We start from the raw sequence: 20370 nt of genomic DNA, 5'->3' as shown, positions 1-20370 counted from the left end.
GGATATGTTCCTCCTAGTGCCTCTGGTCACACCCTTTTTTTGAGCGAGTGACTGCCCCTCATGCACTCGCTCTAACAGGCAAAGCCCGACGTGCACCTCCCCAGTGCACTGTGTGGGAGAGAGATTTAACCCGCCAGGAGTGAGGAACCTCCTGGTGGGTTTCTTTTTTCAGCAAAGACTGGGCTGGTTAAAGCGCGTTCGCAATTCAGCCATTGTGTAGCTTTGTGCGATAGTATCAGCCCGGCAAGGGACGAAGTTGGGATCTTGCGTTAGGCAGCCTGGCCCACACACCAATTTCGCTGTGGCTGACTGGTGATCGATAAACCAAAATCTGCCGCCTGGCGTCGCGATGTATCCATCCATCCCAAGCGCAACATCGCTTTCGATGTCGACCAGTGAGGGCACCTCACCGTCATATTTATTAGAGTGCTTTCCATGGGTGTGAAAGCTTGCAACCGGAACCATTCCCGGCTCGTCAAAATAGGAAATATCGCAGCTCGCTTCATCGCCGCTTGTCGGTCGGGAGACACCCAATTCACCATCTGACGTTTCAAAGACGATACCGCACAATTCCTTGTCGCCGGCAAAACTGGGCCGTTGCAATGCGTCGAGTTCGCTGCGGGCGAATTCTTGAACCTGCGATTGCGGAACGCTGGGTTGCAGTGCGTCTGTGTCTTTCACATTGAGATATGCGCGCGCGACGATCGCCACCCAAACAATGGCGATGAGAACAAAGACAATGCGGGTGGAAGAGCTTTTGGGCACCTCCACCCGATGCAGCTAATTCTTGGCTTTGTCGACCAGCTTGTTTGCGCTGATCCACGGCATCATTGCGCGAAGCTCAGCGCCGGTCTTTTCAATCGGATGCGCTTCTGCAGCTTTGCGGGACGCCTTAAGCTCCGGTTGGCCTGCGCGATTGTCGAGCACGAAGTCTTTCACAAAGCGGCCTGACTGAATGTCCGCGAGGACGCGCTTCATTTCAGCCTTGGTCTCGTCCGTAATGATACGCGGGCCAGTGACAATGTCGCCATATTCCGCAGTGTTTGAGATTGAATAGCGCATATTCGCAATCCCGCCTTCGTAAAGGAGGTCGACGATCAGCTTGGTCTCGTGGAGGCATTCAAAATACGCCATCTCCGGCGCGTAACCAGCCTCCGTAAGCGTTTCGAAGCCTGCTTGGATAAGGTGCGTGATACCGCCGCACAGGACGGCCTGCTCGCCGAACAGATCGGTTTCGCACTCCTCGCGGAAGTTGGTCTCAATAATGCCTGAACGGCCACCACCAACGCCAGATGCATAGGCGAGGGCGACATCATGCGCTGAGCCGCTCGCATCCTGATGAATCGCGATCAAGCATGGAACACCGCCGCCACGCTGATATTCGCTGCGCACAGTGTGTCCGGGGCCTTTCGGCGCAATCATAATCACGTCAATATCGGCCTGCGGTTCAATCAAGCCAAAATGTATGTTCAGACCATGAGCAAAGGCGAGGGCGCTGCCCGGCTTCATGTGTCCCGCAATATCATCGGCATAGATCGCAGCCTGATGCTCATCGGGCGCAAGGATCATGAGGATGTCAGCCCATTTGGCTGCTTCTGTATTCGAAAGGACCTTGAAGCCAGCGTCTTGCGCCTTCTTCGCCGTCGCTGACCCTTCGCGAAGGGCGATAGCGACTTCTGCGACGCCGCTGTCACGCAGGTTTTGCGCGTGAGCGTGGCCTTGCGAACCATAGCCAAGCACCGCAACCTTTTTCGATTTGACCAAATTCAGATCGGCATCGGCGTCGTAATAGACTTTCATTGGTATTCTCTCTTGTGAATTGAAATATTTGAAGAATTAGAAACTAATGTGCGCCTGATCCGCGCATCATGCCGACAACGCCAGAGCGGCCAACTGATTGCAGGCCAAGCTCTCGCATGAGCCCGATAAAGCTGTCGATCTTGTCTGGCGATCCGGTGAGCTCAAATACGAAGCTCTCGGTCGTGGTATCCACGACATTCGCGCGGAAATGCTGGGCAATGCGCAATGCTTCAACGCGCGCTTCGCCTTTGCCGGCCACTTTGACCAAAGCGAGCTCGCGTTCGACATGCGGGCCTGCAGTGGTGAGATCAGTGACCTTATGAACCGGTACAAGCCGCTCAAGCTGAGCCTCGATCTGGTCGATCACTTCAGGCGGACCGTTGGTGACAATGGTGATCCGGCTAACCGCATGGTCATCGGAGATATCCGCCACGGTAAGGCTATCAATATTGTAGCCGCGCGCGGTGAATAGGCCGGTGATCTTCGCGAGAATGCCCGGCTCATTGTCGACAGTGACGGTCAAAACATGACGTTCGGCTTCGGCGCTTTGAATCTTCATTACACCAGAGCCTTTGCTTCATCATCCATCGTGCCATCATGCTGATCGCCATAGAGCAACATTTCGGTATGTGCTGCGCCTGAGGGAATCATCGGCAAGCAGTTAGCGTCCTTGGCAACGCAGCAATCGACGATGACGGGGCCATCATGCTCTATCATGCGAATGATGCCTGCATCCAGGTCCTCATGCTCCGTGATCCGGATGCCTTTCCAGCCATAAGCTTCAGCAAGGGCGACAAAGTCCGGCAGGCTGTCAGAATAGCTGTTTGAATAACGGCTTTCATAGGTCAGCTCCTGCCACTGGCGGACCATGCCCATATATTTATTGTTGAGGATGAATATCTTGACCGGCAGGCGATATTGAGAAGCCGTACCAAGCTCTTGAATATTCATCTGAATTGATGCCTCGCCAGCAATGTCGATCACCAGAGCATCGGGATGGCCCAGCTGCGCGCCGATGGCCGCGGGTAGACCATAGCCCATTGTGCCCAATCCGCCGGATGTCAGCCATTTATTTGGATCTTCAAATCCGAAATATTGCGCCGCCCACATTTGGTGCTGCCCGACCTCGGTCGTGATGATCGGCTTCTTGTCCTTCGTAAGGGCATAGAGGCGCTCAACCGCCTTTTGCGGCATGATCGCGGTCGGTTCTTTTTTGGACCTTTCGGGATAAGCTAGACATTCACGTGCGCGCCAGCCAGCGACCCGGGCTTTCCATTCGCCCAAATCCTGAGCCTTGCGCTCGCCCCAAATGCTGATCATCTGTTCAAGGACCGTCGCGCAATCACCCACAATGCCCAGATCAACGGACACATTTTTGTTAATGGAACTGCGATCAATATCGATGTGAATTTTCGTGCTGTCAGGCGAGAATGCATCAAGCCGCCCGGTGACCCGATCATCAAACCGCGCGCCGATGCAAACCATAACATCGCACTTGTTCATTGCCATATTGGCTTCGAATGTTCCGTGCATACCGAGCATGCCAAGCCAGTCGGGATGCGTGTTGGGGAACGCGCCAAGGCCCATGAGGGTCGATGTGGTTGGCGCCCCCGTGATATCCTGAAACTGACGCAGCAGTTCGCTTGCTTGCGGGCCTGAATTGATAATACCGCCGCCGGTATAGAAAATTGGCCGTTCGGCATTGGCGATGAGCTCAACCGCTTCAATCACATGCTCGGGCGCGGCGGCCATTTGTGGGGAGTAGCGATGCGGAGCTGTCAGCTTTGAGGCGCGGCTTTTCGAAGGGACGGCAATCTGCACGTCTTTCGGAATGTCTATGACAACAGGGCCAGGGCGGCCCGTCGTCGCGATCCGAAACGCTTCCTCGACAGTTGCGACGAGGTCTGCAGGGTCTTTCACAAGATAGTTGTGCTTTGTGCAGTGGCGGGTGATGCCAACTGTATCGGCTTCTTGGAAGGCATCTGTACCGATTAGGGCCGTGGGAACCTGACCCGTGATGACAACCATCGGGATCGAGTCGAGGAAAGCGTCGGCAATCCCAGTCACGGCATTCGTTGCGCCAGGGCCAGACGTGACCAGCACAACACCCGGCTTACCTGTCGCTCGCGCATAGCCTTCGGCAGCATGCGCAGCGCCAGCTTCGTGCCGGACAAGAATATGACGAATGCGTTCATCGCCGAACAATTCGTCATAGATGGGAAGCACAGCGCCGCCGGGATAGCCGAACACATATTCGACCCCCTGCTCGATCAGGCTTTCCATCAACAAGGCGGCTCCAGAGCGCTTCGCCACTTTACTCAACTCCAAAAACAAAAAAGGCCCGAAGCGGATATTCGCATCGGGCCGGTCGGGATGTTCAAATGAAAGAACTCCAGATCAGCCCGCTTCCTCTACAATAAGCACGAGTACCATGATCTTTGTGTCCTTCACCCTTCGAGTTCTTTGCCGAGATACCGGCTTAGCTAGACAAAACCAAGGCCTCTTATTTAGAGGCGTTTGAGTGTCCGCTAATGGGTATAATCTAACGGGTCAACCATTAATCTTGTAATAATGATGCGAAAAATACTCCACAGTCGACATTTTCAGATTCAACTCGCGCCCAGTTCTCCGGGCACTGGTTGCGCAACCAGGTGAATTGGCGCTTCGCATATTGCCGAGTGGATTGCGCTCCGGCGGCGATAGTGTCTTCCTTTGTCGCCTCGCCGCGGACCAAGGCTGCGATTTCCGGCACTCCAATTGCTCGCATAACTGGCAGGTCCAGCGACAGGCCGCGTGCGATCAGTGCCTCAACCTCCTCGATTGCGCCTTCCTCCAACATCTGAGCAAACCGCGTGTCACACCGATCATAAACCCATTGGCGCGGCGGCATCATGACAAGCGGGTGTAGGCTAACGTCCTCGCCAATTCCCCCCGTTTTCGCTTGCTGCCAATCACCAAGCGTCACGCCAGTGGATCGCTTTACTTCAAGCGCGCGAGAGATGCGCTGGCTGTCGCCCGGCTGCAATTCGGCCGCGCGCAAAGGGTCCTCTATCTGCAAAGTGGCATAGGCTGTGGACGTTTCCATCGCCCGAACCACTTCGCGAACCTCGGGATCGATTTCCGGAATGGGCGCGATCCCTTCTATGAGAACCTTGAGATACATGCCGGTGCCGCCAACAAGAATTGGGACAGCCTCATCCTTATGCGCAGCGGCAATTTCTTGCTTCGCCCGATTAGCCCAGTCCGCCGCGGAACAGGCGTTTGCGCCGTCCCACGCTCCGTATAGCCTGTGCGCGCATTGCTGCTGCTCTTCTTCACTGGGGGCAGCCGAAACAATGGGGATGTCGGCATAGACCTGCATACTGTCCGCATTGATAATAATGCCCTTGCGGCCCTGCTTTTCCAACGCCTTTGCAAGGTCCAATGCACAAGCGCTCTTGCCGCTAGCCGTCGGCCCTGCAATGAGCGCGAGCTGCGGCGCATTGCCATTGCGGGATGCGGGTGAATTTGGAGAAGTTTTCGTGCTCATTGCGCGTCTGATAGCAGACAATATGGATTGGGAAACACGGCTTGATGCTTTGAATGATGGCTTGCGTCATTCAGACATTTTGATGCCGAGTGATCATCTCATCCTCCAGAACACAGACAGCACCGTTCTTGAGTTGGCGTTTGGTGAGAGTGACACCGCGCTCATCTACAATATTCTAGGTGTGCATTTTGGCGATTGCGATGCTTTGGTGACTCAGCAGACACCGACTATCCCATCGCTATTCGTATCCGACATGGACTCCACCATGATCGGGCAGGAATGCATCGATGAACTGGCTGACTATGCAGGCCTTAAGGACAGAATCGCCGATATCACAGAGCGCGCCATGCAAGGTGAACTCGATTTTGAGAGCGCGCTGCGGGAGCGAGTAGGGCTGCTTGAAGGGCTTGATGAAGGCGCGATTGAGCAATGTTTGACAGAGCGAATTTCGCCTACGCTAGGCGCGAAGACTCTCACTCAGACGCTAAAGGCTCATGGCTGCAAAACGGTATTGGTGACAGGTGGCTTTCACCACTTCGCGGACCGTGTGGCTGAGTGGCTTGGCTTTGACCGGGTGGTGGGCAACCGTCTTGCAGTGACGGACGGCAAGCTAACGGGCGGGCTTGACGGTCCGATCACAGATGCGAGCACCAAAGAACAAGTCCTGCGCGAAGAACACGCCTTGTTGCCTGCCGGAACGACGGTTTTGGCGACCGGCGATGGTGCCAACGACATTCCGATGCTTAAGGCTGCGACCTATGGTTTTGCATACATGGCGAAGCCCAAAGCGCGAGCCGCGGCCAATGGTCTCGTCAACAATGGAGACCTTACCACTATCCTCTCGCTTTTTGGCATTCCCGTTTCTGAGTGGGTGGGGCAGGGCTGATTGATCTGTGACCTGTTCCGAATTTGAGGTGGCACTCAAAAATAGGTTTTGATCTCGAACTCATATTCTGTTATTTACATAAATGTAAGTAAGCGTCGTTAGGGCGTTGGCATTCACCCCTTTGAGGCCGCAGAGCATGACACAAGCTAACCCATATTCCTCTATCCAAGCAGCTGACGGTACCGTCCTGCGCCATGCAGATCGCCCCGATCCGCAATACTCGCTTCCTCGTGCGGTGAAAAACTTCCGTCTTTTGATGAAAGACAAAGAAGACACGAGCCTTGTCTTCAAGATCTACGAGTCTCTTCCTTCGAAGTCTTTTATGAACCGCGTTGAGGCGCTGACATTGTCTGAGCGAGGCGAATTTTTGCGGCAGAGCGAGCCAAGTCTGCCCGAAATCCTCGATGATCATGCGGCCTTGCGCAAAACACCCAAAGGCAGCCTCGCGCATGTCTATTGCGACTTTATGGAAAGTGAAGGGCTCTCCGCTGCTGGATTGGTTGCTGAGGCCGATAAGCTTGGTCGCCCAAAATATGATGATCTGGTGCAGTGGTTTGGTGATCGTTCGCGCGACACTCACGATCTATTTCATGTCCTCACCGGATATGGCCGCGATGCATTGGGCGAACAATGCGTCCTGCTTTTCACGCACGGCCAATCGCCAGCTCAAGGGCACTTGTTGATCGGCTACGCCGGCTCGCTCAATATCAAAATGCAGGTGAAGGGCAGCAAGGCTCCGATCATGCGCGCAACACAGCAGGCCAAGCGGACCGGTAAGGGCGCGGTAAAGCTGATCGAACAGCCGATCCGTGAACTGCTTAAGATGCAGTTTGATGATGTGCGCGCAGCGCTCAACATTCCAGAACCGACGCAATATCGTGAGTGTCACCGGATTTGGCGAGAAGAGGGCATTGACCCTTACAACTTGCTCGCCAGCGACAGCGAAATTAACGAATTGGCCTCCGCCTAATCGTTCTCAGAGCCAGGTCGCGATCTGGCTCAATGGCTTTTTCTTTAGCGCGTGCGTCGGAACCGTGGCATCCTCGCTTGGCCGACCGACCACAACGATCATCAGCGGCTTTTCCCATTCAGGGCGCTCGCATGCTTCGCGCAGGAAACCCATGGGGGAGGGTGTGTGGGTGAGGGTGGCGAGGCCCGCTTCATGCAACGTCGCAATCAGCATCCCGCAGGCGATACCGACGCTTTCATTGACGTAGTAATTCTGCGTCTTGCCGTCCTCTTCGATCCCGCCCTTGCGCTGGGCAAAGACCACGATCAGATAGGGTGCGGTTTCCAGAAATGGCTTTTCCGCGTCAGTGCCAAGGTCTCTTAACGCACCGAGCCACTCCTCGCTCGCTTTGGGATCGTTTCCATCTTCACCGTAAAAACGCCGCTCTTCTTCCTCGGCGGCTTTTCGAATGGCCCGTTTCTTCTCTGCTGATTGAACCACTGCAAAGTGCCAAGGTTGGTGATTGGCTCCATTGGGAGCCGTGCCAGCTGCTTCGATTGCGGCCTCGATTGCCTCGCGCGGGACTGGCGCATCGGAAAAGTAGCGGCACGTGCGTCTTTGCTTCAGGCGATCGCGCAATGCTCCTGCTCGCGCTATGCTTTCGTCATCGTCAAGAGCTTGGAGTGAGTATGGAACTGTGTCGTGGTCTTGCATCCGGCTCCTTTGCCAGATCGATCGCGAAGGGCAAGCGTTCCGTAACGTTAGGGCCGCTTGACCAGCTACTGACATTTATGTAAGTTTCAATTCACGAACCTAATTGCACAGGGCTTTGGAGGGCCGCATGTCTGTATTGGATTTGCCGATTGTTGCCGATGATCGCGACCTAACCGGTTTTAGACCCTTGAAGGCCCTGCATCATTTCCGAAATTTGGTCGCAGACAAAGAAGACACCAAAGAGGTGTTCTTCATTATCGAAGCGCTAAAGGGCCGCAAAATCCGCCGGCAAGCAGAAGAATTCCTGCGTTCGGAAACCGCGAAGGATTTCATGCGGCGTGAAGATCAGCTCGGGCTTGCTGATATGCTTGACGACCATGATCGCTGGGCGGATTGCGGGCCCGAAACGGTCGCGCGGCAATATATCGAATTCATGAAGCGTGAGGGGCTGACGGCTAACGGCCTGGTAGAAGAGAGCTATGCGTGGCGCCCCCGCGAAGAGCGTCCAGTTGATCAGGTCGAGTGGTATCTCAACCGCCTGCGCGATACGCATGATCTGTTCCATGTCCTGACCACTTATGGTCGCGATGCCCTCGGTGAGGCGGCCTTGCTTGGCTTTAGCTATGAGCAGAACCACAATCTTGGCGTTAAATTCATCGCCTATGCTGCTGCACGCCAGATCAAAAAGGTCACCGGAACGAAAGCGCCGATTTACGCCGCGATCCGCGAAGGACGCGATCTGGGCAAAGCCGCGTCGAAGCTTGCGCATATGGATGTTGAGGCTGTCATGCGCTCAGACATTGAAGAGGTGCGAAAAGCACTCAATATTGGTCAGCCTGTGATTTACCGCCAGTGTCTTAAGCAACTCGAGGCCGAAGGATATGCGGAAGAAAACCTCGGACTGGACAATGTCCAGGCGGCTTAAGCGTTTACGGCCACTTCGTCTCGCACGCGGGTCATGTTCCAAGCCGCAACTGACACTGCGATGAAGGCCAGACCAGCGGCGACCAAGTACGGCGCTCCTGGAAAGTACACTCCGGTATCATCTGCATAAGTGCCGAAAGTCCACGTCATGATGATTGGGCCGATGATCGCGCAAATGCTCATCGTGCTTGCGATCGCGCCTTGAAGTTCGCCCTGGGCGTCTTCTGAAATTCTTGCACTCATCATTTGCTGCATGGCCGGGAAGCACAGCCCGCCTAAGCTGCCAATGATCACCCCTACAATCATGTATCCGCCTGAAGGTGCAAACGCGAAAATGAGGTTGGCAGGGAAAGAGATCAGGAAACCAAGAATAATCGTACGTTTTGGGCCGATGCGTTCGATGATCTTGCCGGTCAATCCACCTTGCACAAGCACCAGCATGATACCGAACAGGGCGACGCTGAGCCCAATTTCAAGCTCACCCCAATCGAACATCAACTCCGTGTGGTAGGACCAAACCGATTGATGCGAAGTCGCCGCGAGTTGGCTGAAAAAGATCACCAGAAGAAAGCCTACAACCACGGGGTGTTTGGCCATTTGGAGCAGAGTGCCAAGCGGATTGGCTCGGGCAAAGCTGAAGGCGCGGCGGCGTTCTTTGGGGAGCGTTTCCTTCAGAAGGAACACACCCACAACAGATCCGGCGATCGCCAAAATGGCCGCTGCTATGAAAGGGAAGCGGACATCGACAGTGCCCAGCAATCCGCCAAGCCCCGGTCCGATAACGAAGCCAGCGGCTCCTGCGGCCCCCATCATGCCGAAGAACTTCCCGCGTTCCTCAGCCGTCGCAACATCTGCGATACAGGAATTTGCCGCCGCCCAGCTTGCCCCCATAATGCCGGACAAGACACGGCCAACAAACAACCAGAATAACGTCGGCGCCCATGCCATAATTGCGTAGTCCACGCCGAGCATGAAAAGCGTGAAAAGCAAAACCGGTCGCCGCCCAAAACGATCAGAAAGGCCACCCACAATGGGCGCGAATAGAAACTGCATGAAAGCATAAGCAAACAGCAGCCATCCGCCGATTTGCGCTGTTTTATCGAGGGTTTCGCCGGTGACTTCTTCAAGAAGACCGGGCAGCACCGGCACGATCAGGCCAATCCCGACCATGTCGATAAACACGATCAGCGCGACGAAGCCCAATGTCGATTTTGTCGAGGATTGAGAGGTCGAAATGCTCACGTCACCACGTCTGCATGACGCAGTCGCCATAGTCTACGACCAAATGCCAGAAAGCGCCTGCTGCAAAAGCGCGCACCCACCAGCGCGGGATTACGAGCATAGCCGCGTAGACAAGAGCCGCCTCCCATCCGTGCAACAGGTGAAAGCCAATGCTGCAACGATCAGGATCAAAGATCGGATCGGCAAGCAGATGGTCGAGATCAATCAGGTTGGCACTGGCAATAACCAATCCTGCTTTCCACCACTTCCCACGCCAAATCACCCAGCCCAGTGCAAAGGGCACTATCCAATGCCCTCCATAATGCAGGATGGATTGGAGAAGCTCTATGCTTCCATCCAATCGGCAAAGAAGCTTTCATGAGCTGCGCGAAGGTCGGTGATCGACTGACCAAGCAGTGTATCTCCACCAACCGTTCCGATGCGGTGGAAGCCTACCATCTCTGCCTCAGGGATATCGGGCCCTTCGGCAACAATGCGATTGAAGGCCTCGGCTTTGTCCGGTGACACTGTGATGACGTAACGCGCCTGATCTTCGCCAAACCACCATTGTGCGGCAGAATAATCTGCATTGGTGGTGACTTCGGCACCGATGCCGCCAGCCATCGCCATCTCAGCAAGAGCAACGGCCAGGCCACCATCGGATAGATCATGGACGGCAGACAACAGCCCTTCGCCAATCAGTTTGCGAACAATTTGACCAGCACCGCGTTCAGCGGCGAGATCAACCGGCGGTGCGCGTCCTTCATCGCGGCCTTTCACGACGTCCAGCCAAAGCGATTTGCCCAGATGCGAACGGGTCGGGTCGGGCTTGGCCCAGAACTCAGGAGCGATCATGTAAATCGCATCGCCCTCAGCCTTGAAGTCAGGTGTGACCATCGTGCTTGCATCGCCAAGAATGCCGACTCCGCCAATCGCAGGTGTCGGCAGGATGGCAGAGCCGCCACCAGTTGCCTTGCTTTCATTATAAAGCGACACATTGCCCGAAACGATTGGAAAATCGAGCGCGCGGCACGCTTCACCCATTCCTTCGAGCGCATGGACGAATTGGCTCATGATTTCAGGGCGCTGCGGGTTTGCAAAATTGAGGCAATTGGTCACAGCCAGTGGGCGAGCGCCTACTGCACAAAGATTGCGATAGGCCTCCGCAATGGCTTGTTTGCCCCCTTCATAGGGGTCCGCATAGACATAGCGCGGAGTGCAATCAGTGCTGATCGCCAGCGCTTTTTCGGTCCCGTGAACGCGCACCACACTCGCATCACCGCCAGTTTGTAGAGTGTCGGCCATGACCTGGCTGTCATATTGCTCGGCAATCCAACGCCGCGATGCGAGGTTGGGGGAGGCGAGCATTGTGAGCAGGTCCGCGCCTGGGTCGTCTGTGTCAGGGACATCTTGCATCGGTGCGATGCCCGCCCACTGCGCGTATTCCTCTTTTGAGATATATGGGCGATCATATTCGGGAGCATCTGCTGCAAGCGGACCAAGCGGAATGTCGCAAACGACGTCGCCATCGAATTCAAGCACCATGTGACTCGTATCAGTCACTTCGCCGATGACGGCGAAATCGAGTTCCCATTTTTCAAAGATCGCTGCGGCCATCTCTTCTTTGCCGGGCTTCAAGACCATGAGCATCCGCTCCTGGCTTTCGCTCAGCATCATTTCGTAGGGAGTCATACCTTCTTCGCGGCACGGCACCTTGTTCATATTGAGCCGGATGCCCGCTTTGCCATTGGTGGCCATCTCAACGCTGGAGGAGGTTAGGCCAGCTGCGCCCATATCCTGAATGGCGACAATCGCATCGGTCGCCATTAGCTCTAGGCAAGCTTCGATCAGAAGCTTCTCAGTGAAGGGGTCGCCGACCTGAACAGTGGGGCGTTTGGCTTCTGCATCTTCTTCAAAGTCCGCGCTCGCCATGGTGGCACCATGAATGCCATCGCGTCCGGTCTTCGATCCCACATAGACGATTGGGTTTCCGACGCCAGTTGCCGCGGAGTAGAAAATCTTGTCCGCATCGGCGACACCCACAGTCATCGCATTGACGAGGATGTTGCCATCATAGGCGGGATGGAAATTGGTCTCACCACCCACTGTCGGCACACCCACACAATTGCCATAACCACCAATGCCAGCGACCACGCCTTGCACCAAGTGCTTCATCTTGGGGTGATCGGGGCGGCCAAAGCGCAGCGCGTTCATATTCGCCACAGGCCGCGCGCCCATGGTGAAGACGTCCCGCAATATACCGCCAACACCGGTTGCAGCCCCTTGATAAGGTTCAATGTACGACGGGTGGTTGTGGCTCTCCATCTTGAAAATGGCGGCCTGACCATCGCCAATGTCGATAACGCCAGCGTTTTCGCCAGGGCCGCAAATGACCCAAGGCGCCTCAGTCGGAAGCTTCTTGAGGTGCAGTCGGCTTGATTTGTAAGAGCAGTGCTCTGACCACATGACAGAAAAGATGCCGAGTTCAACCAGGTTGGGCTCTCGGCCCAAACCCGTCAGGACGCGCTCATATTCTTCCGGAGACAGGCCATGCTGCTCGACGACTTCGGGTGTAATTTCGCTCATTTTCGAGCGCATAGGCTAGAGGCTCGCCGCAGCCAACCCGCCTCTTTGCGTGAAATAGCGGTTCTCCCCGACCCACGCGGCTAAACCGGTCATAATTGCAAAGGCGAGCAGCGCTTGTGCATACATTCCAAAACTAGCCTCTGCAGGCTCGGGGCCGAACCAGTTGATCGCCTGAAACAGCAGCATGACGGCCATCAGGATCATCGGTTGCGCCGCAGGACCACGCGATTTTGCGAGATAATAGAAGAACGCGGCGAGCGTGATTCCGATTTCAAGCGGCATTGCGATCTCAGGATGATTCCATAGGCCAAGCCCGTAGGTTTGCTCTCCGCCAGCAAGTGTCAGGTCTGGCCGATGAGTGATCCAATCGAGCAGCCAGTGGGACACAACCACCATCGCGGCCAAAGCGCCTGCGAGTGTATCGCGGTGCCAGATTGCAACGACCACTGCCATTGCCAATCCCCATATCGCGGCGCCCGCTAAAGAATGGGTGTAGGGGTAAAAATAGAGGTCGAGTGGCACCATTGCGGTCGCGCCCGGTTCGACGCGCACTTTCTCAACACCCAGCATAGCGAGCGCGAAAAAGCCCCAATCCACCAGCTGAGCGGCGACGAAATATGTCGCAAGCTTGGGACCGCGTGAGTAAGCGGCAGCGGCTAGGAAAGCGGGGGCAAAATGGCCAATGAACATCGAAATCTATGTCCCTAGTGCGCTTTGTTGGTGAATCTGAGAGTGATAGCCGTCGCAAGCGCGCTGGTCGCACCTGTCGCAAACGCACCCCAACAAATGTCCAACACGGTAATATGCGTTGCCCACACGCTGAAAACAGCTTGGCTGGTGAGGTCAAATGTCGCGTAGCAAAGCCCGCCCAGCAATGCGCCATTGAGAAGCGCAACTTTGACGGATCCGCTCAAAAGCCCTGGTCGGATCGCAAACCAGGTCATTCCAGCGAGGTAAATGAAGTAAAAGGCAGCGGCCGCGCCAACGTTAAACTGTTCGGCCATGATCGGCCCTATTGTCGGCTCATAAAGGTTGGGACCAGCCCATTGTAGCCAGATAGCGTCCATTGCGCCGAAGATAATTGCCGCTGAAAAAACGGCGATGACCCACTTCATGTGCGTTTCTTTCCCTGTTTGGTCCCGACATTTGTGGGGACCGCGCCCACCGAGTAGCCTTGACCGGCAAGCGCCGCAGCGTCAATGCTCCGTGACATGATTAAGGAAAACACATCTGCTGCCGGTGACCCCGCGATTGCGGAAATGACGTTCGAAGATGCTTTGAGAGCGCTTGAAGAGATCGTGCTCAAATTGGAGCGCGGTGATGTGCCGCTGGATCAGTCGATTGAGTTGTACGAGCGTGGTGAGCAACTGCGCGCCACATGCCAGAAGCGGCTCGATTCTGCGCAGGCTCGGATCGAAAAGATCGTTGCTGGTTCCGATGGCAAGCCAAGCGGCACTGCGCCGCTTGATGGAGCAAACTAGCGTGAGCGTGGTGGGGATAGACGGCGATGTGCTGGGCCCTGCGCTGAAACAAGTGCAGGGAGAGATTGACTCGGTCTTTGACGCCTTTTTGCCTGTCCCCGGCGATACTCGCGCGCGGTTGGTAGAGGCCATGCGCTATGCCGCAATCGGAGGCGGTAAGCGCGTGCGCCCGTTGCTGGTGGTGAGCACTGCCGAACTTTTTGGGGTGGATCGCACCGCCGCGCTTCAGGCAGGCGCTGCGATTGAGGCAATCCATGTCTATTCGCTTATCCATGACGATTTGCCCTGCATGGATGACGATGATTTGCGCCATGGCAAACCAACTCTGCATCACAAATTTGATGAGGCCACAGCCGTGCTCGCAGGTGACGCGCTGCATGCTCTTGCGTTCGAGATGTTGGCGGATCACGGGACAAGCAGCGATCCCTTTGTTCGCAGTGAGCTGATCTCTACCCTTGGCACCGCGTCGGGGATGCACGGGATGGCTGGCGGTCAGATGATGGATATGGTCGCTGACGAAGAAGGCGTGGATTACGACCTGCCGACGATCACCAGATTGCAGCAGCTCAAAACTGGCGCACTCTTGGCCGCCAGCGTCGAGATGGGCGCAGTGCTTGGCAAAGTGCCCGCAGAGGGCCGTGCACATCTGCGTGCCTATTCACGTGATATCGGGCTCGCATTTCAAATCGCTGACGATCTTCTCGACGTAGAAGGTGATGCGGAAAAAGCGGGTAAGGCACTGCGCAAAGATAACGAACAGGGTAAGCAAACCTTTGTGACGCTAATGGGTGTCGACAAAGCGCGTGAACAGGCCCGCGCATTGGTTGATCAGGCGGTATCGCACCTTGCCTCGCATGGCCCTGAAGCGAACACTCTGCGCGCACTCGCACGGTTCATAGTCGAGCGGGATCGCTAATTTATGGAAGCTGAGCGCCAAGAACTCAGCATTTTCGAAGAGGAAGCACGCAATGACACGCCGCGTCGGTATCTATCCTGGTACATTCGACCCCATCACGCTTGGCCATGCCGATATCATTCGGCGAGGGGGCAAATTGGTGGATCATTTGATCATTGGCGTCACAACCAACCCGTCGAAAAACCCCATGTTCACGACCGAAGAACGCTTTGCGATGGTCGAACGTGAGGTGAAAGAAATGGGCCTAACCAATGTCGAAGTGGTTGGATTCAATGCTTTGTTGGTAAAGTTCGCTCAGAAGCAAGGGGCATCGGTGATCATTCGCGGACTGCGCGCTGTGGCTGATTTTGAATATGAGTACCAGATGGCGGGCATGAACCAGCAGCTCGATGATGATATTGAGACCGTCTTTTTGATGGCTGACGTGTCATTGCAGCCAATCGCTTCAAAGCTGGTCAAGGAAATCGCTCTGTATGGCGGGGACATCTCGCCTTTCGTCAGCGCGCCGGTTTGTGATGAGGTGAATGCTCGGGTGGAGACGACGGGCCGCCGAGGCGATTATTGAGCGCGGTGGAGAGGTCAAACTCATTCATTGAAGTGTCAGGCGCAGATGCCTAAACGGACAACCAATTCGAATAGAGAAATGAAAAACCCAATGTTCAAATACACTCTTGGCGCGCTTGCCGCCATGGCAGCCATCGCAACTCCAGCGCTTGCTCAAGATCCGCAAGCATTGCCTGACACCTCTGGTGATGAAGATGCGATGGCTCAAGAGGTTGATACTCGCACCTATCCCAACATCAGCTTTGATCAGAGCGAAAAGCCTGAGAACATCTGGGTTCTCGACCTTTCTAATGGGGAACGGGTCAAGATTCGCCTGATGGAAGAGTGGGCCCCGCGCCATGTGGAGCGGATCAAGTCGCTCACTGCGCAAGGCTTCTATGATGGTGTGATTTTCCACCGCGTAATCGATGGCTTTATGGCACAGGGCGGCGATCCGACGGGGACAGGGCAGGGCGGCTCAGAGCTTCCTGACCTGAATGAAGAGTTTAACCCAATGCCACACGTTCGCGGCAGTGTTTCGATGGCGCGTGCTACCGAAGACAACAGCGCGAACAGCCAGTTTTTCATTGTGTTTTATCCGCGCTTTAACCTCGACAAACGTTACACCAATTTTGGCCGTGTGATCGAGAATATGGCGGCGGTGGACGCTATCAATCGTGGTGAACCACCACAGCAGCCAACACGTATTTTGCAGGCCTCGTTTGCAAGCGAAAACCGTCCTGCGCCTGTCTCTGCACCCGCGCCGCAACCTGAGCAAGAAATCACAGCCGATCTGCTCAACGCGCCGCTTCAGTAAGAACAACCTTTCCTGCGGCAATCGAGCGCGTTAGGCGGCGAAGGCTATGCGCGTAGAGCTATTTGATTTCGACCTTCCGCAAGAGCGTATTGCTCTGCGCCCCGTTCGCCCGCGCGATGCGGCACGAATGTTGGTGGTGAAAGGCGGCGAGCCGGAATTTGGTGACCGCGGTGTGCTTGACCTGCCGGACCTGCTTGAGCCTGGCGATATGCTTGTCTTCAACGATACCCGCGTCATTCCCGCTCAGCTTGAGGGACGACGTGCTGGAGGCGAAGCAAGAGTTGGCGCGACTTTGCACAAACGGCTCGACCTCAGGCGCTGGCAAGCCTTTGTCCGCAATGCCAAACGGGTGAAAGAAGGCGATCAGCTGATCTTTGGCGGCGGTGTCACCGCCATTGCCGAGGCTCGGCACGCAGATGGTTCGCTAACGCTAGCGTTTGAAGGCGATGAACCGGTTGAGGTGCTGCTTGATCGAGCCGGAACAATGCCATTGCCACCCTATATTGCGCAAAAACGCGGCGTGGATGAGCAGGATTTGCGCGACTACCAAACGATGTTCGCCGTCGAAGATGGTGCTGTTGCTGCCCCGACAGCCTCGCTGCATTTTACAGATCGCCTTGTTGAGGCGTTGGATAAGCGTGGCATCTTGCGTGAAACGCTCACCTTGCATGTAGGGGCAGGGACATTTCTGCCGGTCAAAGTGGATGACACCGACGATCACGCCATGCATTCTGAATTTGGCAGGATCACAGCCGCCGCAGCCGATCGGATCAATCATGTTCGCAAGGCAGGTGGCCGGGTGATTGCGGTAGGCACCACCTCGCTTCGCTTGCTTGAAAGCGCGGCGGACAAGAACGGCCAGCTAAGCGAATTTGCCGCCGACACCGACATCTTCATCACTCCGGGATATTCCTTCCGTGTGGTCGATGGCCTGATGACAAACTTTCACCTTCCAAAATCCACTTTGATGATGCTGGTGAGCGCTCTGATGGGCCGCGATACGATGATGCGCGCTTATGCGCATGCGATAGAGAATGAGTATCGCTTCTACTCCTATGGGGACTCGTCCTTGCTGCTCCCGAAAAGCAATTAGCGCCGCCGCTTGCATTCGTGAGCCGCTGTGCCACATGGGCAGGCGATGAATGACACTATCCTGAAAATCGAAGGGCTGACCAAAGTCTATGCTGGGGGCGTCAAAGCGCTGGACGGTATTGACCTTGAGATTCAAAAGGGCGAAATTTTCGCGCTTTTGGGACCCAATGGCGCAGGCAAAACGACACTGATTGGTGCTGTTTGCGGCCTCGTTCGGCCCAGCTCAGGCATTATCACTGCATTTGGCGATGACCTTGCGAAGAATTGGCGGGCTGCTCGTTCGCGAATTGGATTGGTGCCGCAAGAACTAAGCACCGATATGTTTGAGACCGTTTGGCGCGCGGTCTCTTATTCGCGCGGACTTTTTGGTCATGCGCCGGACAAGGCGCGGATTGAGGAAATCCTCAAAAGCCTCTCGCTCTGGGAAAAGCGCGATAGCCAGATACGCGAATTATCCGGGGGCATGAAACGCCGCGTGCTGATCGCCAAGGCGCTCGCCCACGAGCCTGATCTGCTTTTCCTGGATGAGCCAACCGCGGGCGTCGATGTTGAGCTGCGCAAAGGCATGTGGGAACAAATCGCCGCGCTTCGCGAGAGCGGTACGACGATCATCCTCACCACACATTACATCGAAGAAGCCGAATTGATGGCCGACCGCGTAGGGATCATACGCAAAGGGCGCATCTTGATGGTGGATGATAAGGACGCGATTATGCAGCGTATGGGAACAACCGAGGCGGTGTTCGCGCTTGCAAGTCCGCTGAACGACCTACCCAGCTCACTTTCTGCTTTCCCAATCGCACTAAGCGAGGATGGGTCGGAGCTTTGCTATCGAGGCGGTGACGGTTCAGGCAGCGGCAGCGCCGAAGTCGCAGCTGTTACCAAGGCACTAATCGCAGAAGGCATCGACTATGTCGGGATCGATATTCACGATTCCTCGCTTGAGGATATCTTTGTCGACCTTGTCACCCATGGGGAGGACGCATGATGGCGTTTAACGCGAGGGGTGCATGGTCGATCTATACCCGCGAATTGATGCGGGCGCTGCGTACAGCGTTTCAATCGATCCTTTCCCCAGTCCTCACCACCAGCCTCTATTTCGTTGTTTTTGGGACGGTGATCGGCGCTCGTATGGAGCCCGTTGATGGCGTCGCCTATGGTGCCTTTATCATTCCGGGGCTGCTGATGCTGACTTTGCTTGGCGAGACCACAAGCAATTCGAGTTTTGGCATCTACATGCCGCGCTTTACTGGCACGATTTATGAACTGCTTTCCGCGCCGGTTGGTGTGGCTGAAACATTGATCGGCTTTGTTGGAGCTGCGGCGACCAAGGGCTTGATCCTTGCCGCCATTATCCTTGGAACAGCGACGTTCTTTGTCGATTATGAGATCAAGCATCCGCTGTTCGCGGTCGGCTACATCATGCTGGTTGCGGCGAGTTTCTCACTGTTTGGATTTATTCTTGGCATTTGGGCTGATAGCTTTGAAAAGCTTGGAATTATCCCGCTATTGATCCTTACGCCGCTGACGTTCCTCGGTGGGACATTCTATTCGATCGACGATTTGCCAGAGCCATGGAATTCGGTTGCTCTTGCCAACCCCATTGCGTTCTTGGTGAGTGGGCTTCGCTGGACATTTTACGGCACATCGGACGTATCAATCTGGGTCTCTCTTGGACTGACGCTGGGCTTCCTTGCCCTTTGCACAGGGGTGATTGCCTATATTTTCAAGACCGGTTGGCGCCTCAGGGAGTGACGGACAAGTGAGCGAGCGGTTCAAATTCACGCTCAAGGCGACCGATGGTCGCGCGCGTACAGGCACCATTGCTATGCAGCGCGGCGAAATCCGGACACCTGCATTCATGCCTGTCGGTACAGCGGCGACGGTTAAGGCGATGAAGCCCGAAAGCGTTTGCGCGCTGGGTGCGGACATCATCCTTGGCAATACATATCACCTGATGCTTCGCCCCGGAGCTGAACGCGTCGCCCGGCTTGGCGGTTTGCATAATTTCATGAAGTGGGATCGTCCGATCCTGACCGATAGCGGCGGTTATCAGGTGATGAGCCTGTCGGACCTGCGCAAATTGACCGAAGAAGGCGTTGAGTTTCGCAGTCATCTTGATGGCTCCAAACATATGCTCACCCCAGAGCGGTCGATGGAAATCCAACGTCTGCTGGGCTCCGACATTGTCATGGCTTTTGATGAGTGCCCTCGCGCTGATCGTCCTCGTGATGAGATTGCTGCGAGCATGGAGCTGTCTATGCGTTGGGCAAAACGTAGCCGCGATGGCTTTGATACAGGCGAAGAGCATGCGGCCTGGTCCGCATTGTTTGGCATTCAGCAAGGCGCTCTGGATCAGGATCTGCGACAAATCAGCGCGCAAAAGCTGATTGACGTCGGCTTCGATGGTTATGCAGTTGGCGGCCTGGCAGTGGGCGAGGGGCAAGAGGCCATGTTCGGAGTCCTCGACTATGCGCCTGAAATGCTGCCAAAGGATCGCCCACGCTATTTGATGGGCGTGGGTAAGCCCGACGATCTTGTCGGCGCGGTTGAGCGCGGGATTGATATGTTCGATTGTGTGCTGCCAACCCGCTCTGGCCGCAATGGTCAGGCCTTCACTTGGAATGGCCCGATAAACCTGCGCAATGCTCGCTTTGCTGAAGATCAAGAGCCGCTCGATGGGGCATCGGATTGCTCTGCATCGCGGGACTATTCCAAGGCCTATCTTCACCACCTCATCAAATCGGGTGAGATATTGGGAGCCATGCTGGTGACGGAGCATAATCTTGCGTTTTATCAGGCCTTGATGCAGCGCATGCGCGATGCCATTGGGGCGGGGCAATTCGCTCAGTTCGCCGCAGATTTTCGGCGTAATTACCTTGGAAGTTCGTAGTTGATGCCAAAGCTGCCGG

The 20370-nt window shown here is 55.5% G+C and carries 22 protein-coding genes; 11 read left to right on the top strand and 11 right to left on the bottom strand.

What is annotated here, in order from left to right:
• Positions 1-168: 168 nt before the first annotated feature.
• The 5 genes from AC0V6N_RS06345 to miaA all read right to left on the bottom strand — a co-directional run bounded on the left by AC0V6N_RS06345 (position 169) and on the right by miaA (position 5329).
• Positions 169-765, bottom strand: coding sequence for a DUF4329 domain-containing protein (locus AC0V6N_RS06345; RefSeq protein WP_486170745.1), 597 nt, complete (start codon positions 763-765; stop codon positions 169-171).
• 15 nt (positions 766-780) lie between these two features.
• Positions 781-1800: a ketol-acid reductoisomerase gene (gene ilvC / locus AC0V6N_RS06340; protein WP_486170744.1), complete on the bottom strand. Its 1020-nt coding sequence runs from the start codon at positions 1798-1800 to the stop codon at positions 781-783.
• Positions 1801-1843: 43 nt separating this feature from the next.
• Complete coding sequence (gene ilvN / locus AC0V6N_RS06335) at positions 1844-2359, bottom strand: acetolactate synthase small subunit (protein ID WP_486170743.1); 516 nt, start codon at positions 2357-2359, stop codon at positions 1844-1846.
• A complete protein-coding gene (gene ilvB, locus AC0V6N_RS06330; protein ID WP_486172434.1) occupies positions 2359-4083 on the bottom strand; it encodes a biosynthetic-type acetolactate synthase large subunit in 1725 nt (574 codons plus the stop codon). The genes ilvN and ilvB overlap by 1 nt, the downstream gene beginning before the upstream one ends.
• A 274-nt stretch (positions 4084-4357) precedes the next feature.
• Complete coding sequence (miaA, locus tag AC0V6N_RS06325; RefSeq protein ID WP_486170742.1) at positions 4358-5329, bottom strand: tRNA (adenosine(37)-N6)-dimethylallyltransferase MiaA; 972 nt, start codon at positions 5327-5329, stop codon at positions 4358-4360.
• On the opposite strand from miaA, the gene serB reads away from it, so the two are divergent.
• Positions 5322-6215 (top strand): phosphoserine phosphatase SerB, encoded by an 894-nt coding sequence (gene serB / locus AC0V6N_RS06320; protein WP_486170741.1) that lies wholly within the window; start codon positions 5322-5324, stop codon positions 6213-6215. The genes miaA and serB overlap by 8 nt on opposite strands.
• Positions 6216-6351: 136 nt before the next feature.
• On the top strand, positions 6352-7185 hold the full coding sequence (locus AC0V6N_RS06315; protein ID WP_486170740.1) for a Coq4 family protein: 834 nt from the start codon (positions 6352-6354) through the stop codon (positions 7183-7185).
• A 6-nt stretch (positions 7186-7191) separates the two neighbouring features.
• On the opposite strand, the gene AC0V6N_RS06310 is transcribed toward AC0V6N_RS06315, so the two are convergent.
• Entirely contained in the window at positions 7192-7878 is a 687-nt protein-coding gene (locus tag AC0V6N_RS06310; RefSeq protein ID WP_486170739.1) for a nitroreductase family protein, read from the bottom strand.
• A 127-nt stretch (positions 7879-8005) separates the two neighbouring features.
• Here AC0V6N_RS06310 and AC0V6N_RS06305 point away from each other — a divergent pair, with 127 nt between their 5' ends.
• Positions 8006-8803: a Coq4 family protein gene (locus AC0V6N_RS06305; protein ID WP_486170738.1), complete on the top strand. Its 798-nt coding sequence runs from the start codon at positions 8006-8008 to the stop codon at positions 8801-8803.
• Here AC0V6N_RS06305 and AC0V6N_RS06300 read toward each other — a convergent pair.
• The 5 genes from AC0V6N_RS06300 to AC0V6N_RS06280 are packed head-to-tail and all read right to left on the bottom strand — an operon-like array spanning position 8800 to position 13724.
• Positions 8800-10044 carry a TCR/Tet family MFS transporter gene (locus AC0V6N_RS06300; RefSeq protein WP_486170737.1) on the bottom strand — a complete coding sequence of 415 codons (1245 nt, stop codon included), beginning with the start codon at positions 10042-10044 and terminating at the stop codon, positions 8800-8802. The genes AC0V6N_RS06305 and AC0V6N_RS06300 overlap by 4 nt on opposite strands.
• 1 nt (position 10045) lies before the next feature.
• Positions 10046-10384 carry a DUF6122 family protein gene (locus tag AC0V6N_RS06295; protein ID WP_486170736.1) on the bottom strand — a complete coding sequence of 113 codons (339 nt, stop codon included), beginning with the start codon at positions 10382-10384 and terminating at the stop codon, positions 10046-10048.
• Entirely contained in the window at positions 10369-12609 is a 2241-nt protein-coding gene (gene purL, locus AC0V6N_RS06290) for a phosphoribosylformylglycinamidine synthase subunit PurL (protein ID WP_486170735.1), read from the bottom strand. The genes AC0V6N_RS06295 and purL overlap by 16 nt, the downstream gene beginning before the upstream one ends.
• A gap of 15 nt (positions 12610-12624) precedes the next feature.
• Positions 12625-13299: a hypothetical protein gene (locus tag AC0V6N_RS06285; protein ID WP_486170734.1), complete on the bottom strand. Its 675-nt coding sequence runs from the start codon at positions 13297-13299 to the stop codon at positions 12625-12627.
• A 14-nt stretch (positions 13300-13313) separates the two neighbouring features.
• Positions 13314-13724, bottom strand: coding sequence for a DUF2177 family protein (locus AC0V6N_RS06280; RefSeq protein WP_486170733.1), 411 nt, complete (start codon positions 13722-13724; stop codon positions 13314-13316).
• Positions 13725-13808: 84 nt separating this feature from the next.
• On the opposite strand from AC0V6N_RS06280, the gene AC0V6N_RS06275 reads away from it, so the two are divergent.
• The 8 genes from AC0V6N_RS06275 (at position 13809) to tgt (ending at position 20351) form a co-directional block, all read left to right on the top strand.
• Positions 13809-14090, top strand: a complete 282-nt coding sequence (locus AC0V6N_RS06275; protein ID WP_486170732.1) for an exodeoxyribonuclease VII small subunit — start codon at positions 13809-13811, stop codon at positions 14088-14090.
• Complete coding sequence (locus tag AC0V6N_RS06270; RefSeq protein ID WP_486170731.1) at positions 14077-15006, top strand: polyprenyl synthetase family protein; 930 nt, start codon at positions 14077-14079, stop codon at positions 15004-15006. The genes AC0V6N_RS06275 and AC0V6N_RS06270 overlap by 14 nt, the downstream gene beginning before the upstream one ends.
• A 52-nt stretch (positions 15007-15058) precedes the next feature.
• Positions 15059-15571, top strand: a complete 513-nt coding sequence (gene coaD / locus AC0V6N_RS06265; protein ID WP_486170730.1) for a pantetheine-phosphate adenylyltransferase — start codon at positions 15059-15061, stop codon at positions 15569-15571.
• A gap of 78 nt (positions 15572-15649) precedes the next feature.
• The gene (locus AC0V6N_RS06260) at positions 15650-16366 is read left to right on the top strand and encodes a peptidylprolyl isomerase (protein ID WP_486170729.1); all 717 of its coding nucleotides are present in this window, start codon (positions 15650-15652) and stop codon (positions 16364-16366) included.
• Between the two features lie 46 nt (positions 16367-16412).
• Positions 16413-17459, top strand: coding sequence for a tRNA preQ1(34) S-adenosylmethionine ribosyltransferase-isomerase QueA (gene queA, locus AC0V6N_RS06255; RefSeq protein WP_486170728.1), 1047 nt, complete (start codon positions 16413-16415; stop codon positions 17457-17459).
• A 45-nt stretch (positions 17460-17504) separates the two neighbouring features.
• Complete coding sequence (locus AC0V6N_RS06250; protein ID WP_486170727.1) at positions 17505-18446, top strand: ABC transporter ATP-binding protein; 942 nt, start codon at positions 17505-17507, stop codon at positions 18444-18446.
• Complete coding sequence (locus tag AC0V6N_RS06245; protein ID WP_486170726.1) at positions 18443-19213, top strand: ABC transporter permease; 771 nt, start codon at positions 18443-18445, stop codon at positions 19211-19213. Before AC0V6N_RS06250 ends, AC0V6N_RS06245 begins: the two co-directional genes overlap by 4 nt.
• A 7-nt stretch (positions 19214-19220) precedes the next feature.
• Positions 19221-20351, top strand: a complete 1131-nt coding sequence (tgt, locus tag AC0V6N_RS06240) for a tRNA guanosine(34) transglycosylase Tgt (protein ID WP_486170725.1) — start codon at positions 19221-19223, stop codon at positions 20349-20351.
• Positions 20352-20370: the final 19 nt, after the last annotated feature.

This window comes from Erythrobacter sp. S57(2025) (assembly GCF_057365055.1).
Note: the sequence above shows the minus strand (reverse complement) of the source record. Positions and strands in the feature narration are given on the sequence as shown.